Below are 14,001 nucleotides of genomic sequence, written 5' to 3'. Positions count from 1 at the left end.
GTGCGGGCTTCCACGGCCCGCACCCCTTACGTTATGATGCTGGGATGTCCGAGAACCAAACCCTGTACGAAATCATCGGCGGCGAAGCGCGCCTGCGCGAACTGGTCGACCGCTTCTACGACCTGATGCAGCTGGAGTCGGAATTCGCCGGCATCCACGCCCTCCACCCGACACCCAACGACGGCTCGCGCGACAAGCTGTTCATGTTCCTGTCGGGCTGGATGGGCGGACCCGACCTCTTTGTGGAACGCTACGGCCACCCGCGCCTGCGCGCGCGCCACCTGCCGTTCGCCATCGGCACCAAGGAACGCGACCAGTGGCTGCGCGCGATGGCGCTTGCGATGGAAGACATCGGCATGGACGACGCGCTGCGCCTGCGGCTGATGCAGTCGTTTTATGAAACGGCCGACTGGATGCGCAACAAGGCTGATTAATGACCACCATCGAATTCGTGGTACTCATCGCAGCCCTGGTGGTCGTGATTGCGCTCCAGATCCTGCTGCTCCTGCGTCCGCGCGGCGGCGAGGCATCCGGCCAGGCCCTCGCCTTCGAACGCGTCGAGCGCGAGCTGCGCCAGGAGCTTCAGCACAGCGCCCAGGCGACGCGCCAGGAACTGGCCGGCCACATGGGGCAGCACCAGGGCGCCATGCTGCAGCAGCTCGAGACCATGCGCCAGCAGATGCAGCTGCACGCCGCCGGCGGGCGCGAGGAGCAGGCGCGTTCGCTCAAGCGCTTCGCCGACACGCTGCAGCAGACGCTGGCCAACCTCACCGAATCGAACGCCCAGCGCATGCTGGAAGTGCGCGCCACGCTCGAGCACAAGATCCGCGACCTGCAGGTCGACAACGCGAAACGCCTGGAAGAGATGCGCCAGACGGTCGACGAAAAGCTGCACACGACGCTCGAAACCCGCCTCACCGAATCCTTCCGCCACGTCTCCGAGCGCCTGGAAAAGGTGCACCAGGGCCTGGGCGAGATGCAGCAGCTGGCGATCGGCGTGGGCGACCTGAAACGGGTGCTGACCAATGTGAAAACGCGCGGCACCTGGGGCGAAGTGCAGCTCGAAATGCTGCTCGAGCAAGTGCTGACCGTGGACCAGTACGCGAAGAACGTCGAGACCGTGGCGGGCACGAATGCGCGCGTCGAGTTTGCGATCAAGCTGCCCGGCACCACCGAAGGCGGCCCGCCGCTGTGGCTGCCGATCGATGCCAAGTTTCCGAAGGAGCAGTACGAACGCCTGGTCGAAGCCCAGGACCGCGCCGATGCCGAGGCAGTGGCCAGGCACGGCGGGGAACTGGAGCGTGCAGTGCGCATCGAGGCAAAAACCATCTGCGAAAAATACGTCTCGCCGCCGCAGACCACCGACTTTGCGATCCTGTTCCTGCCGACCGAAGGCCTGTACGCCGAAGTCATGCGCCGCCCCGGCCTGGCCGACGACCTGCAGCGTACGATGCGCGTCTCGATCGCCGGCCCGTCGACGCTGTCGGCGCTCCTGAACAGCCTGCAAATGGGCTTTCGGACGCTGGCGCTGGAAAAACGCTCGTCCGAAGTCTGGCAAGTGCTGGGCGCCGTAAAAACCGAGTTCGGCAAGTTCGGCGACGTCCTCGCCGCCACCAAGGCGACCCTGGAAAAGGCCGCCAAGAACATCGAAAACGCCGAAGTGCGCAGCCGCCAGATGGCGCGCAAGCTGAAATCCGTGGAGGCGCTGCCGAGCGAAGCCGCTCAGCTGATGCTGGGCACCGAGATCGACAAGGACGAGTAGGGTGGGCGGGTCCTCCCGCTCACGCGTTCAACCATCGGCCGATCATTGGCGCGCCCACCTTCACTCCCACGACAACTCCTCCATACCAACCTGCCCGCACCAATCTTTCGGATAAATCCCATCGCGCACATACCGGCCAAAGCTCGAATACGGCCAAAGCGAAGCATGCCCAACTAGCCGATGCCGCACCGGATTGATGTGAATGTAATCGGCATGCCTGCTGAAGTCGTGCTCATCCCGAATCTGGTGTTCCCAGAAGCGTGGCTGCCAGATCGTCGATAAACGCCGTCTTGTCATGCTAAGTGACAGTCCAGGTCCGTCGTACTTGCCACTGCATGCATACGACACGCTGTGCTTGATCTCGGACCAGCGCCGGGAAAAATCGGTATCGTCTTGCGGCAGGGTCCAGATGCAGTGGAGATGGTCGGGCAGCTGGACCCAGGCGTCGATGGTGAACGGGCGCCGTGCACGCACCGTTTGGATGGCATCGCGAAGCGCGCTGCGAATCATGTCATCGCAGAGAATGGGACGGCGACGCCAGGCGACGAGGGTGAAGAAAAAGGTTGAACCGGCGATTGGGCGGCGATAGCGGGACATCGGGCCATCGTAATTGGCCAGTCCCGGGTGTATGAATCGTGCGGATTCAAGTCTTGATGCGAGTCAAACCAGTAACCTTGTTGCGGATAAGCATAGGCCGATTGAACGCGTGAGCGGCGGAGCCGCGCACCCTACGTCCCTTCGATGGATTTTTTGGTTTACACCAAGCCCTCGAACATCAGCACATCCACCAGATCCCCCGCCCCGACGCTGCCCTGCTCATCATGCAGCACCACCATGCAGTTTGCCTCCGACATCGAGCGCAGGATGCCGGAGCCCTGGGAGCCGGTGATGCGCACTTGCGGCGCACCGTCGGGGCCATGGGTGAGGAGGCCGCGCTGGTATTCGGTGCGGCCGGGCTTCTTGCGGATCGGCGCTTCGGAGCGCGCGCGCAGCAGCGGCAGCGGGGCGTCGGCGCCCATCATGCGCAGCAGGGCTTCGCGGGCGAAGAAGTAGAAGGAGACCATCACCGCCACCGGATTGCCCGGCAGCCCGAACAGGAATGCGCTGTGCCCGTTGGAGGCGATGCGGCCAAAGGCGAGCGGCCGGCCGGGCCGCATGCCGATCTTCCAGAACGTCACGTCGCCCAGGCGCGCCATGATCTGCTTGGTGTAATCGGCGGCGCCGACAGATACGCCGCCCGAGGTGACGATCGCGTCCGCGTTCTCGCAGGCGCTGCGCAACGCCTCTTCGAGCGCTACCGGGTCGTCGCGCACGATGCCCATGTCGATGATGTCGCAGCCAAGGCGCTGCAGCATGCCGTAGATGGTGTAGCGGTTGCTGTCGTAGACGGCGCCCTCGGGCAGCGGCTCGCCGATCGAACGCAATTCGTCGCCGGTGGAAAAGAACGCGACCCGCAGCCGGCGCCGTACCGGCACTTCGGCGATGCCGAGCGAGGCGACCAGGCCGAGGTCGGCCGGGCGGATGATCTTCCCGGCACGCAGCGCGGCGCTACCGAGCTGCAGGTCTTCGCCGGCGAAGCGCCGGTTGTCGCCGGGCGCGATCGTCCCGGCGCGCAGCACGACCTCGTGTTCGCCCTCCTGCGCCAGGAATTCCTGCGGCACCACGCTGTCGCAGCCTTCCGGCATGACGCCGCCGGTCATGATGCGCACGCATTCGCCGGGTCCCGGCACCACGTTCGAGGGCCGTCCCGCATACACGGTAGCGACCACGGTCAAGCGCGCTTCGCCCTGGGCGGGCAGGTCGGCGCCGCGCAGCGCATAGCCGTCCATCGCCGAGTTGTCGTGGGCCGGCACGTTGATCGGGGAGACGATATCGCGCGCCAGCACCCGTCCGAGCGCGGCGCGCAGTGCGACCTGCTCGATGGCGCCGACCGGCTGCACGAATTCGCGGATGATGTGCTGGGCCTGTTTAACGGGCAGCGCGTCCGGATCGTAGCCGGACAGGCAGCTCGTCACCTCATCCAGGCGACGCACGCCGCCCTTCTCAAACCCGCGCAGCTCCTCCAGGGTATTGATGTTGCGGAAGGCGTCGGCGTCCTCGAAGGGCACCTCGACCACCTTCAGGTCCTTGTACCAGCCGTCCATGCGCCGGCCCCCTTCGGCCAGGTAGTTCGACAGCACCGGCAGCAGCGCCGCTTTCACCAGGCAAAACACCGGATGCGGCTGCGGGCGCTGGCCAGGCTCCTGCGTCGCCGCAAAAGCAAGGTCGGCATCCGATTCGACCAGCGCGGCCAGCAGGCGTTCGGCCAGGTCGGGCGGCAGGAAGGGCGAGTCGCAGGGTGCTGTCAGCAGGTAAGGGGTGTCGCAGCGGCGCATGCCCGCTTCCATGCCGGCCAGGGGGCCGGCAAAACCGGGCAGGTCGTCCGGCCATACCGGCACCCCCATGGCGCCATACACATCCAGGTTCTGGTTGGCGTTGATCGCCACGCTGGCTACTTGCGGCGCCAGGCGCTCGAGCACGTGCGCGGCCATGGTCTTGCCGCGGAAGGGCTGCAGGCCCTTGTCCACCTGGCCCATGCGCGTGCCGCGTCCGCCGGCGAGAATCAGCCCGCTGATCGATGCGTGTTTATTCATATTGTTTAGCCGCCACGAATTTAGCCACCGCGAATTTAGCCACCTATATAGGACATTTCGACCTTGCGTGCGCCGCGCTCGATGCCGCTGGTGTCGATGGTATTGACCGTGCGGGTTTCGGAATAGCGGTCGCTGCGCCCCTGCCACAGCCGTGCGATGGCCGCGCCGATCTCGAGGTCGTCACGCCCGCCGCGCAGCAGGGCGCGCAGGTCGTGGCCGCGGGTGGCGAACAGGCAGGTGTACAGCTTGCCTTCGGTCGACAGGCGCATCCGGCTGCAGTCCTTGCAAAAGGCCCCGGTCACGCTCGAGATGACGCCGACTTCGCCGCTGCCGTCGTGATAACGCCAGCGCGCCGCCGTTTCCCCGATGTAGTTGGCGGCCTGCGCGGCGAGCGGCAGCTCGGCGTCGATGCGGCGCACCACTTCGCTCGAGGGCACGACTTCATCCATGTTCCAGCCGTTCGAGGCGCCCACGTCCATGTATTCGATGAAGCGCAGGATCGTCGGCGAGCCCTTGAAGTGGCGCGCCATCGGCACGATCTGGTCGTCGTTGCTGCCGCGCTTGACGACCATGTTGACCTTGACCGGCCCCAGCCCGACTGCATGCGCGGCGTCGATCCCGGCCAGCACGTCGGCGACCCGGAAGTCGACGTCGTTCATGCGCTTGAAGACGGCGTCGTCGAGGGCGTCGAGCGAGACCGTGACGCGGTCCAGGCCGGCGTCTTTCAAAGCCCGCGCCTTGCGCGCCAGCAGCGAACCGTTGGTCGTGAGGGTGAGGTCGAGCGGGCGGCCGGACGGCGTCGGCAGGGAGCGCAGCATCGCCACCAGCTGTTCGAGGTTCTTGCGCAGCAGCGGCTCGCCGCCGGTCAGGCGGATTTTTTCGACGCCGTGGGCAACGAACAGCCGCGCCACGCGCGTGATTTCCTCGAACGAGAGCAGGTCGCTGTGGGGCAGGTAGGGGTAATCCTTGCCGAACACTTCCTTCGGCATGCAATACACGCAGCGGAAGTTGCAGCGGTCGGTGACGGAAATCCGCAGGTCGTGCAGGGGACGCGCGAGGGCATCGGCAAGATAGCCGACGGGCGCTTCGGGTGATGCCGGCACGGCGAGCGCTGGTGTGCGCAGGTCGTGCAGCATGATGATGTTTTCAGCCATGCCAGTACGATAGCACGAGGCCAGCGAGCGCACAGGCCATCAGCAAAGTGATGGTGCCGACGCGGTAGCGCAGCAGGGCGACGGCGGCGGCGGCGCCCAGCAGGATCGACGCGACCTGGATCGTGCCGCCGGCGAAAAACACTTCGCGCCCGAAGTACAAGGCCAGGCTGGCGATGACGCCGACCACGGCCGCCGAGATCGCCGTGAGCGGGCTGGTCAGGCGCAGGTTGCCGCGGGTCGATTCCACCAGCGGCCCGCCGGCGAGGATGAAGATGAAGGAGGGCACGAAGGTAAACAGCGCCGCGACCAGGGCGCCGGCGATGCCCGCCAGCGGCAGTGCATCCGGTCCGAACAGCGCCTGCGTCCAGCCGCCGACGAAACCGACGAAGGCGACGATCATGATCAAGGGGCCCGGCGTGGTTTCGCCGAGCGCCAGGCCGTCGATCATCTGGGCCGCGCTCAGCCAGCCGTAGTGCTCGACCGCGCCCTGCACGACGTAGGGCAGCACGGCATAGGCGCCGCCGAAGGTCAGCAGGGCCGCCTTGGTAAAGAACCAGCCCATCTGCGCATAGGTGCCGCCCGCGCCGCGCCACAGGGCAAGAGACAGCCAGACCAGCAGCATCAGCCCGGCGCCGAGCAGCACGACCGCGCCCAGGCGCCGCACGGAAAAGCGTGCGTGTTCCGGCGTCGGCGTGTCGTCGTCGATCAGCGCGCGCGGTCGCGCCGTCGCAGGCGCCCCGTGCTGGACGCCATGAGCGCCTGCCGGCTGGAAAGCCTGCGGACGCAGGTGCCCGCCGATGACGCCGGCGCAGGCCGCGCCCAGCACGATGAGCGGGAAGGCAATCTCGAACACGGCAATCGCGATAAAGGCCGCCAGCGCGATGCCGATCAGCACGCCATTTCTGAGGGTGCGGCTGCCGATGCGCCAGGCCGCGGCCAGTACGATGGCCACCACCGCGGGTTTAATGCCGTTCAGGATGCCCACCACCGGCGCCAGGTGGCCGAAGGCGAGGTAGATCCAGGCCAGGCCGATCAATATCGCCAGCGAGGGCAGGATGAACAGCAGGCCGGCAACAATGCCGCCCCAGGTGCGGTGCATCAGCCAGCCGATATAGACCGCCAGCTGCGTCGCTTCCGGTCCGGGCAGCAGCATGCAGTAGTTCAGCGCATGCAGGAAACGGCCTTCGGAAATCCAGCGCCGCCGCTCGACCAGTTCGGTGTGCATCAGCGCGATCTGCCCGGCCGGGCCGCCGAAGCTGATGAAACCGAGCTTGAGCCAATACAGGAAGGCTTCGCGGCGGCTGACTCGGGGTGGCGCTGGTTGATGGTTCATGGATGATTAAAAAATGAGCAGGCGAAAAAAAGGGAAGCACGCAGGCTTCCCTTTTCTATGGATCGATCACAGGCTTACTGGCGGGTGTCGACCTGGATCAGCGGCTCGTCGGCCGGCTTCGTTACCGGCTTGCGGGCACGGCCGACGCGGATCGGGGCTGCTGCCTGGGCGGCGGCCTCCTGGGCTGCGCGCAGCTTTTCCGGATCAGTCGCGGCCAGGGTCAGGCCGGCGGCGCCGAGCACTTCGCTCAGGTCCGCAGGAGCGGCCACGGCGGGCGCCGCAGGCTGGACCGCGACTGGCTCAGGCGCTGGGGCTGGAGCCGGTGCCACTGCTGGCGGGGCAACAAGCGCTGCCGGAGCTTCGACAGGCGCCGGAGCAGCCTGCACTGGCGCCATGTCGACCGGCGCCGGCGCTGCCTGTTCAGGCGCGGCGGCTGGCTGCGGCTGGCTTGCGGCAGCCGAGGCAGCCATCGAGGCGGCGGTCGGGAAGGCCCAGGCCTGTTCGCCTGGCGCCTGGACCGGCGCCGCCGGAGCAGCTGATGGGGCAACAGGGGCCGACGCAGCAACTGGCGCCTCGGTCACGGCCGCCACAACTGGCGCCGCAGCCTTGGCTTGCGCTGCTGCGATCGATGCGGCGGTCGGGAAGGGCCATGGCGCTTGTTTTACGGCCTGCTGCCTGCCTTCGCCACGCGGCTTGCGCGCTGGCCTCTCGGCAGCGGCGGCGGCCTGCACTTTTGCTGCTTCCTCGTCGGCCACCGGCATGAAGGCCGGCGTGCCTTCGTGTTCGCCATGCTCGGCGGACTCGGTGCCTTCGCTGCCGTCGCGGTCGCGGCGGTTGCGGTTACGGCCACCGCGGCGGCGGCGGCGGCGCGGCTCGTCGCCTTCGCCTTCCATTTCTTCGCCCGTCACGCCCTGGGTGATCACGGCCTTGACCGCGTTCTCCAGCTGGTCGCCATGCGGGGAGGTGGTCGACAGTTCCGCTTCGGTTGCCGGCGCTGGGACCGCGTGGATCGCGGCGAAATCTTCCGCCTTGCCTTCCGCGTTCGCGTCAAGCCTGGCTTCGGTTCGCGCCTCGACCGGCTGGGTGCGCTCGCTACGTTCGCGCGGAGGACGCGGAGTGCGCTCGGCGCGCTCCGGACGCTCGCCACGTGGCGCGGCGGTCGTTGCCTCGGCGGCGTCGCGCGGCGGACGCGGCTCGCGCGGCGGACGCGGCGGACGTGCCGGCTTGGCCTCGAGCTCGGCGCCTTTGACGGCCTCGTCGACGCCGGCCTTGGCCGCATCGCGCTCTTCGCGGCTACGTTCAGGCTTGCCGCCACGGCCCTCGTTGCGGCCCTCATTTCGTCCGCTACGGGCACGCGGGCCACGGGCATTGCGCTCGCCGCGCTCTGCGCCGGCAGCGGCCGGCTTGACCGGTTCGGCAACGGCCGGGGCCACGACGACCGGTTCCGGTGCGCCGAAGAAGAAGGCCTTGAGCCTGGCGATGAAACCAAGCGGGGCTGGCTCCGGGCTGAACGTCACCTGGGCCGGGGCTGGTTCGACGGCCTTGGCCGGCTTCGCCGCTTCGCTGCGGTCGACCATCGGCGCCGGCTGGGCCGGGGTGATCGTCTTGACCATGGCTTCCTGGCGCGGCTTGGCTTCTTCCTTCTGGCGCTTGCTGTAGGCCATGTCGGTTTCGGCGGACTCGGCCAGCGTGTAGCTCGACGCCGCTTCTTCGAGGCGCGGATCGTCGTGCTTGATACGCTCGAGCTTGTAGTGCGGGGTGTCGAGGTGCTTGTTCGGCACCAGGATCACGCTGATACGGTGGCGGTTCTCGATTTTCAGGACTTCGCCACGTTTTTCATTCAGCAGGAAGGCGGCGACGTCGACCGGCACCTGCACGTGGATCGTGGCCGAGTTTTCCTTCATCGCCTCTTCCTGGATGATGCGCAGGACTTGCAGGGCCGACGATTCGGTGTCGCGGATGTGGCCGGTGCCCGAGCAGCGCGGGCAGGTCACGTGCGAGCCTTCCGACAGCGACGGACGCAGGCGCTGGCGCGACAGTTCCATCAGGCCGAAGCGGGAAATCTTGCCCATTTGCACGCGGGCGCGGTCGTGGTGCAGGGCGTCCTTCAGGCGGGTTTCCACCTCGCGCTGGTTCTTCGCCACTTCCATGTCGATGAAGTCGATGACGATCAGGCCGCCGAGGTCGCGCAGGCGCAGCTGGCGGGCCACTTCGTCGGCCGCTTCGCAATTCGTGTTGAAGGCGGTGGTCTCGATGTCCGAGCCGCGCGTGGCGCGGGCCGAGTTGACGTCGATGGAAACGAGCGCTTCGGTGTGGTCGATGACGATCGCGCCGCCCGATGGCAGCGGCACGGTGCGCGCGTAGGCGGTCTCGATCTGGTGTTCGATCTGGAAACGCGAGAACAGCGGCACGTCGTCGCTGTAGCGCTTCACGCGGTGCGCCATGTCGGGCATCACGTGGCTCATGAACTGCTGGGCCTGGTCGAAGATCTCGTCGGTGTCGATCAGGACTTCACCGATGTCGGGCTGGAAGTAATCGCGGATCGCGCGGATCACGAGCGAGCTTTCCTGATAGATCAGGAAGGCGCCCGAAGCGGACTTGCCGGCGCCTTCGATCGCGCGCCAGAGTTGCATCAGGTAGTTCAGGTCCCACTGCAGTTCTTCGACATTGCGGCCGATGCCGGCGGTGCGGGCAATCACCGACATGCCTTGCGGCAGGTCCAGCTTGTCCATCGTCTCGCGCAGTTCCTGGCGTTCTTCGCCTTCGACCCGGCGCGACACGCCGCCGCCGCGCGGATTGTTCGGCATCAAGACCAGGTAGCGGCCGGCCAGCGAAATGAACGAGGTCAGGGCAGCGCCCTTGTTGCCGCGTTCTTCCTTTTCGACCTGCACCATGATTTCCTGGCCTTCGCGCAGCGCTTCCTTGATGGAAGCATTGCGTACGTCGACGCCTTCACGGAAATACGTGCGGGCAACTTCTTTGAAGGGGAGGAAACCGTGGCGGTCTTCGCCGTAGCTGACGAAGCAGGCTTCGAGGGAGGGTTCGATGCGGGTGATGACACCCTTGTAGATATTCGACTTGCGCTGTTCGCGTCCAGCCGTTTCGATATCGATGTCGATCAGTTTCTGACCATCGACGATTGCTACGCGCAACTCTTCTTGCTGCGTAGCGTTAAACAACATACGTTTCATTTTATAACTCCGCGACCCGGGGGCCGTGCCAGGCCGCCTTGTCAGGGCGGCCAAAGTACAGGGACATACGCGGGAGGGGAGAGCTGGAGGGGGGGTATGCCCGGGCGTACGGCACGGCGACGCATGGCATCGCTGCCGCAACAGGGCGCAAATGGGATCGATCGTCATGCCGAGGGCACGCCGCACCTGGGCCGCTCATCCCGAGCGGCACTACACGGTCAAGGCGATGCGCGCAACTACCAGCCAAACCGTTACAGCGAACAAACCAGGGCTTTGGTTACAGGCGATGGAATCAGCCATGTTCCTGAAGCTTGCGGAATGCAGCCTGGAGCGGGTCGGGCGAAACGACAAGCGTTATCGACACCATCAACCGGCGAGCTTGCCAGGGCAAGCTTTCCGGTACTTATCCTTACAGTTCCAAACAATCCAATCCGGCACTCCTGCACGCGATCCGATTACAACTGCGGTGCAACCCTGATCAGCGCAGGAATGTGCGTACACGTTTTTTCCATCGAATTTGCATGCCTGCGGGGCCGATGGAGCGCGCCCCTGTGTAAAATATCGTTTTAATTCTTACACCTGCAGAGGTTTCACCACCGCCTGTCGATTATATATTCAAAATGAAGGACTTAGAGAGAATTTCTGGGAAGACAGTCCATATGAAGATGCAAAACGATGTTGTTCCCCCTTCATCACAGGCGTTAGCAGCACAGTTCGTCACGATCACCGAAGAAGAGGCCGGCCAGCGCATCGATAACTACCTGCTGCGGGTCTGCAAAGGCGTTCCGAAAAGCCACATTTACCGCATCCTGCGCTCCGGCGAAGTGCGCGTCAACAAGGGCCGCATCGACCAGTTGTACCGGCTCGAGAGCGGCGACATGGTCCGCATCCCGCCGATCCGCATCGCCGAAAAAACGCATACCGCGCCGGTACCGGGCGCCGAATTCCGGATCGTCCATGAAGACACGCACCTGCTCGTCATCGACAAGCCGTCCGGCGTCGCCGTGCACGGTGGTTCGGGCGTGTCCTACGGTGTCATCGAGCAACTCCGCGCGTCGCGTCCGGACGCCAAGTTCCTGGAGCTGGTGCACCGCCTCGACCGCGAAACCTCGGGCTTGCTGCTGCTGGCGAAAAAACGCTCGGCGCTCACCAATTTGCATGAGCAAATGCGCGACGGCCATACGGATAAACGCTACCTGGCCGCGGTGGCCGGCGACTGGATCAACAAGCGCCAGCACGTGAAACTGCCGCTGCACAAGTTTTCAACGCCGGACGGCGAACGCCGGGTCGTGGTCCAGGCTGGCGGCATGGAGTCGCACACGGTCTTCAACCTGCTGCGCAAGTGGGAACGCTATGCCCTGCTCGAAGCGGAACTGAAAACCGGGCGCACGCACCAGATCCGGGTGCACCTGGCATCCTCGGGCTTTCCCATCCTGGGCGACGAGAAGTATGGCGATTTCGGTTTGAACAAGGCCCTCCAAAAGGGCGATGGCACGCGTGGCGCCCTGCGCCGCATGTTCCTGCACGCCTACAAGATCACGTTTACCCACCCGGAATCCGGGCAGCCGATGACGCTGCAGGCACCCTTGCCAGCAGAGTGCGACCGTTTCTTGTTAAGCTTGGGGCAACCAATGAATTGAATTCCACGCCTTTCGACGGCGTGTGAATATTTCAATGCCACACACTATGTAATAACAGGAGCCGGCCTCGAGCCGGAATTCATGCCAAGAAAGCAATTTGATCTGATCGTCTTCGACTGGGACGGCACGCTGATGGACAGCACCTTCGCCATCGTGCGCTGCATCCAGGCCGCGGCGCGCGACGTCGGCCTGCCGGTTCCGAGCGATGAGGCCGCCTCGCACGTGATCGGGCTGGCCCTGCCGGAAGCGATGCAGGCGGCGATCCCCGACATGGCGCCGAGCATGTACCCGCGCCTGGTCGAGCGTTATCGCTACCATTTCCTGACGAAAGACCACGAACTCGTGTTGTTCAAGGGCGTTCGCGAGATGTTGAGCGAACTTCACCAGCAAGGTTATTTCCTGGCCGTGGCAACCGGCAAGAGCCGCGTCGGACTGAATCGGGCATTGAACGCGACCGGCCTGTTGTCCACCTTCGACGCCACGCGCTGCGCCGACGAAACTTTCTCCAAGCCCCATCCGGCCATGCTGCAGGAATTGACGCGCGAACTCGGCCAGGACATGCGGCGCACGGCCATGATCGGCGACACCACGCACGACCTCTTGATGGCGAAGAATGCCGGCGCCGCAGCCATTGCCGTGGAGTATGGCGCTCATCCTGTCGATCAGCTACAGGCTTGCCGCCCGATGTACTCGGCAAAAACCGCCGTCGAGCTGCACGCCTGGCTGGCTGAATACGCGTAATATGGCTCAGGTATGCCGCAGTGTATGACGCAGTGTCTGAATGAAGTGCTGATCTGCGACTCCGACGCCTTGCACAATGGTGGCGACGGCGTGCGCTTTCCCGTGTCGGTATTCGGCGAGGCGGCCACCGGTTTTGTCGTACGCTTCCACGGCAGGCCTTATGCCTACCTGAACCGCTGCGCCCATGTCCCGATCGAACTCGATTGGGTGCAGGGGAAGTTCTTCGAATCCGGCGGCGAATACATCATGTGCGCGACGCACGGCGCGGTGTACCGGCCGGAAAGCGGCGTGTGCGCGGGCGGTCCTTGCCGCGGCGCGCGCCTGCGTTCGATCGCCGTGCGCGAGGCCGACGGCAAGGTGTACTGGCAACCCGATGAGCGGATCAGCGCCCCCGCGAATGAGCAACGCAATGAGCAACATAATGAATAACTTCAGAGACCTATGAGCGACAACTTAAGGAATGACGGAGAGGGCCATTTCGTCACCGATCCGACCGCCGGCAACTGGGAACGCGACACGCTCGAAAAGCTGGTCTTCGCCACCATCAAGGAGCGCCGCGCCGCGCGCCGCTGGAGCATCTTTTTCCGGCTGGCCTTCCTCGCCATTCTCGTGGCCGGGCTCTGGACCTATTTCGACCTGAGCCTGGGCGGCGAGGACGAAAACCTCGGCCGCCATACCGCGCTCATCGAAATCAACGGCGAGATCGAAGCCGAAGGCAGCGGCGCGGCCGACAATGTCATTCCTTCGCTGAACAAGGCCTTTTCCGACGCCGGCTCGGCCGCGGTCGTGCTGCGCATCGACAGCCCCGGCGGCAGCCCGGTCCAAGCCGGCATCATCGTCGACGAAATCCTGCGCCTCAAGCGCGGGTATCCGGACAAGCCGCTGTATGTGGTGGTCGACGAGATTTGCGCCTCCGGCGGCTATTACATCGCCGCCGCCGCCGACAAAATCTATGTGAACAAGGCCAGCATCGTCGGCTCGGTCGGCGTGCTGATGGACAGTTTCGGCTTCACCGGCACCATGGACAAGCTGGGCGTCGAACGGCGCCTGCTGACGGCCGGCGCCAACAAGGGTTTCCTCGACCCCTTCAGCCCGCAGTCGGACAAGCACCGCGCCCATGCGCAGGAGATGCTCAACGACATTCACCAGCAATTCATTTCGGTGGTGCGTACGGGCCGCGGAACGCGCCTGAAGGAAACTCCGGAAACCTTCTCCGGCCTGTACTGGACCGGCGCCAAAGCGGTCGAGATGGGACTGGCGGATGGCTTCGGCACGGTCGACACGGTGGCGCGCGACATCGTCAAGGCCGAGGACATCGTCGACTACACGGCGCACGAAGGCTTGCCGGAGCGGGTACTCAAGAAGTTCGGCGCTTCGGTCGGGGCAGGGGCGGTAAAGGCCGTGACCGGCCCGGTGCTGCCGAAGGTGAACTGAGTTGAACTGACAAAGATCAATAAGTTCCTTGAAAGTTCCAGAAAATATCCTATAGTGAAGCTTGTAGTTCTTCCAGGAAGAGTGATCGACCTGGCAATACTACTTCCCCGCCT

At 65.1% G+C, this 14,001-nt stretch carries 11 protein-coding genes; 6 read left to right on the top strand and 5 right to left on the bottom strand.

Annotation, left to right across the window (positions count from 1 at the left end):
- Nucleotides 1-44 precede the first annotated feature (44 nt).
- Together AC56KZ_RS07250 and AC56KZ_RS07245 are read left to right on the top strand one after the other, a co-directional pair.
- Nucleotides 45-434: a group II truncated hemoglobin gene (locus AC56KZ_RS07250; protein WP_497161483.1), complete on the top strand. Its 390-nt coding sequence runs from the start codon at nucleotides 45-47 to the stop codon at nucleotides 432-434.
- Nucleotides 434-1,762 (top strand): DNA recombination protein RmuC, encoded by a 1,329-nt coding sequence (locus AC56KZ_RS07245; RefSeq protein WP_497161482.1) that lies wholly within the window; start codon nucleotides 434-436, stop codon nucleotides 1,760-1,762. Before AC56KZ_RS07250 ends, AC56KZ_RS07245 begins: the two co-directional genes overlap by 1 nt.
- A gap of 60 nt (nucleotides 1,763-1,822) precedes the next feature.
- Here AC56KZ_RS07245 and AC56KZ_RS07240 read toward each other — a convergent pair whose 3' ends face one another.
- From AC56KZ_RS07240 to AC56KZ_RS07220, 5 genes are all read right to left on the bottom strand, one after another.
- Nucleotides 1,823-2,359 carry an REP-associated tyrosine transposase gene (locus AC56KZ_RS07240; protein WP_497161481.1) on the bottom strand — a complete coding sequence of 179 codons (537 nt, stop codon included), beginning with the start codon at nucleotides 2,357-2,359 and terminating at the stop codon, nucleotides 1,823-1,825.
- Between the two features lie 158 nt (nucleotides 2,360-2,517).
- Nucleotides 2,518-4,395, bottom strand: a complete 1,878-nt coding sequence (gene moeA, locus AC56KZ_RS07235) for a molybdopterin molybdotransferase MoeA (protein WP_497161480.1) — start codon at nucleotides 4,393-4,395, stop codon at nucleotides 2,518-2,520.
- A gap of 35 nt (nucleotides 4,396-4,430) precedes the next feature.
- The gene (moaA, locus tag AC56KZ_RS07230) at nucleotides 4,431-5,549 is read right to left on the bottom strand and encodes a GTP 3',8-cyclase MoaA (RefSeq protein WP_497161479.1); all 1,119 of its coding nucleotides are present in this window, start codon (nucleotides 5,547-5,549) and stop codon (nucleotides 4,431-4,433) included.
- Nucleotides 5,542-6,882: a chromate efflux transporter gene (gene chrA, locus AC56KZ_RS07225; protein ID WP_497161478.1), complete on the bottom strand. Its 1,341-nt coding sequence runs from the start codon at nucleotides 6,880-6,882 to the stop codon at nucleotides 5,542-5,544. The genes moaA and chrA overlap by 8 nt, the downstream gene beginning before the upstream one ends.
- Nucleotides 6,883-6,956: 74 nt before the next feature.
- Nucleotides 6,957-10,073 (bottom strand): Rne/Rng family ribonuclease, encoded by a 3,117-nt coding sequence (locus AC56KZ_RS07220; RefSeq protein WP_497161477.1) that lies wholly within the window; start codon nucleotides 10,071-10,073, stop codon nucleotides 6,957-6,959.
- Nucleotides 10,074-10,732: 659 nt separating this feature from the next.
- On the opposite strand from AC56KZ_RS07220, the gene AC56KZ_RS07215 reads away from it, so the two are divergent.
- From AC56KZ_RS07215 to AC56KZ_RS07200, 4 genes are all read left to right on the top strand, one after another.
- Nucleotides 10,733-11,713: an RluA family pseudouridine synthase gene (locus AC56KZ_RS07215; RefSeq protein ID WP_497161476.1), complete on the top strand. Its 981-nt coding sequence runs from the start codon at nucleotides 10,733-10,735 to the stop codon at nucleotides 11,711-11,713.
- An 81-nt stretch (nucleotides 11,714-11,794) separates the two neighbouring features.
- A complete protein-coding gene (locus tag AC56KZ_RS07210) occupies nucleotides 11,795-12,454 on the top strand; it encodes an HAD-IIIA family hydrolase (protein WP_497161475.1) in 660 nt (219 codons plus the stop codon).
- A gap of 24 nt (nucleotides 12,455-12,478) precedes the next feature.
- Complete coding sequence (locus tag AC56KZ_RS07205) at nucleotides 12,479-12,883, top strand: Rieske (2Fe-2S) protein (RefSeq protein ID WP_497161474.1); 405 nt, start codon at nucleotides 12,479-12,481, stop codon at nucleotides 12,881-12,883.
- A 12-nt stretch (nucleotides 12,884-12,895) separates the two neighbouring features.
- Nucleotides 12,896-13,888, top strand: coding sequence for a S49 family peptidase (locus AC56KZ_RS07200; RefSeq protein WP_497161473.1), 993 nt, complete (start codon nucleotides 12,896-12,898; stop codon nucleotides 13,886-13,888).
- The last annotated feature ends 113 nt before the right edge of the window (nucleotides 13,889-14,001 follow it).

Source organism: Telluria sp. LT2P34, assembly GCF_059685915.1.
The sequence above is the reverse complement of the archived record's forward strand: the minus strand, read 5'-3'. Positions and strand labels throughout refer to the sequence as shown.

What these genes read in the sequence shown, in the direction of transcription:
- moeA (WP_497161480.1), bottom strand. Translation starts at nt 4,395, where the DNA reads ATGAATAAACACGCATCGATCAGCGGGCTGATTCTCGCCGGCGGACGC.
- AC56KZ_RS07200 (WP_497161473.1), top strand. Translation starts at nt 12,896, where the DNA reads ATGAGCGACAACTTAAGGAATGACGGAGAGGGCCATTTCGTCACCGAT.
- moaA (WP_497161479.1), bottom strand. Translation starts at nt 5,549, where the DNA reads ATGGCTGAAAACATCATCATGCTGCACGACCTGCGCACACCAGCGCTC.
- AC56KZ_RS07210 (WP_497161475.1), top strand. Translation starts at nt 11,795, where the DNA reads ATGCCAAGAAAGCAATTTGATCTGATCGTCTTCGACTGGGACGGCACG.
- AC56KZ_RS07215 (WP_497161476.1), top strand. Translation starts at nt 10,733, where the DNA reads ATGAAGATGCAAAACGATGTTGTTCCCCCTTCATCACAGGCGTTAGCA.
- AC56KZ_RS07250 (WP_497161483.1), top strand. Translation starts at nt 45, where the DNA reads ATGTCCGAGAACCAAACCCTGTACGAAATCATCGGCGGCGAAGCGCGC.
- AC56KZ_RS07220 (WP_497161477.1), bottom strand. Translation starts at nt 10,073, where the DNA reads ATGAAACGTATGTTGTTTAACGCTACGCAGCAAGAAGAGTTGCGCGTA.
- AC56KZ_RS07245 (WP_497161482.1), top strand. Translation starts at nt 434, where the DNA reads ATGACCACCATCGAATTCGTGGTACTCATCGCAGCCCTGGTGGTCGTG.
- AC56KZ_RS07240 (WP_497161481.1), bottom strand. Translation starts at nt 2,359, where the DNA reads ATGTCCCGCTATCGCCGCCCAATCGCCGGTTCAACCTTTTTCTTCACC.
- AC56KZ_RS07205 (WP_497161474.1), top strand. Translation starts at nt 12,479, where the DNA reads ATGACGCAGTGTCTGAATGAAGTGCTGATCTGCGACTCCGACGCCTTG.
- chrA (WP_497161478.1), bottom strand. Translation starts at nt 6,882, where the DNA reads ATGAACCATCAACCAGCGCCACCCCGAGTCAGCCGCCGCGAAGCCTTC.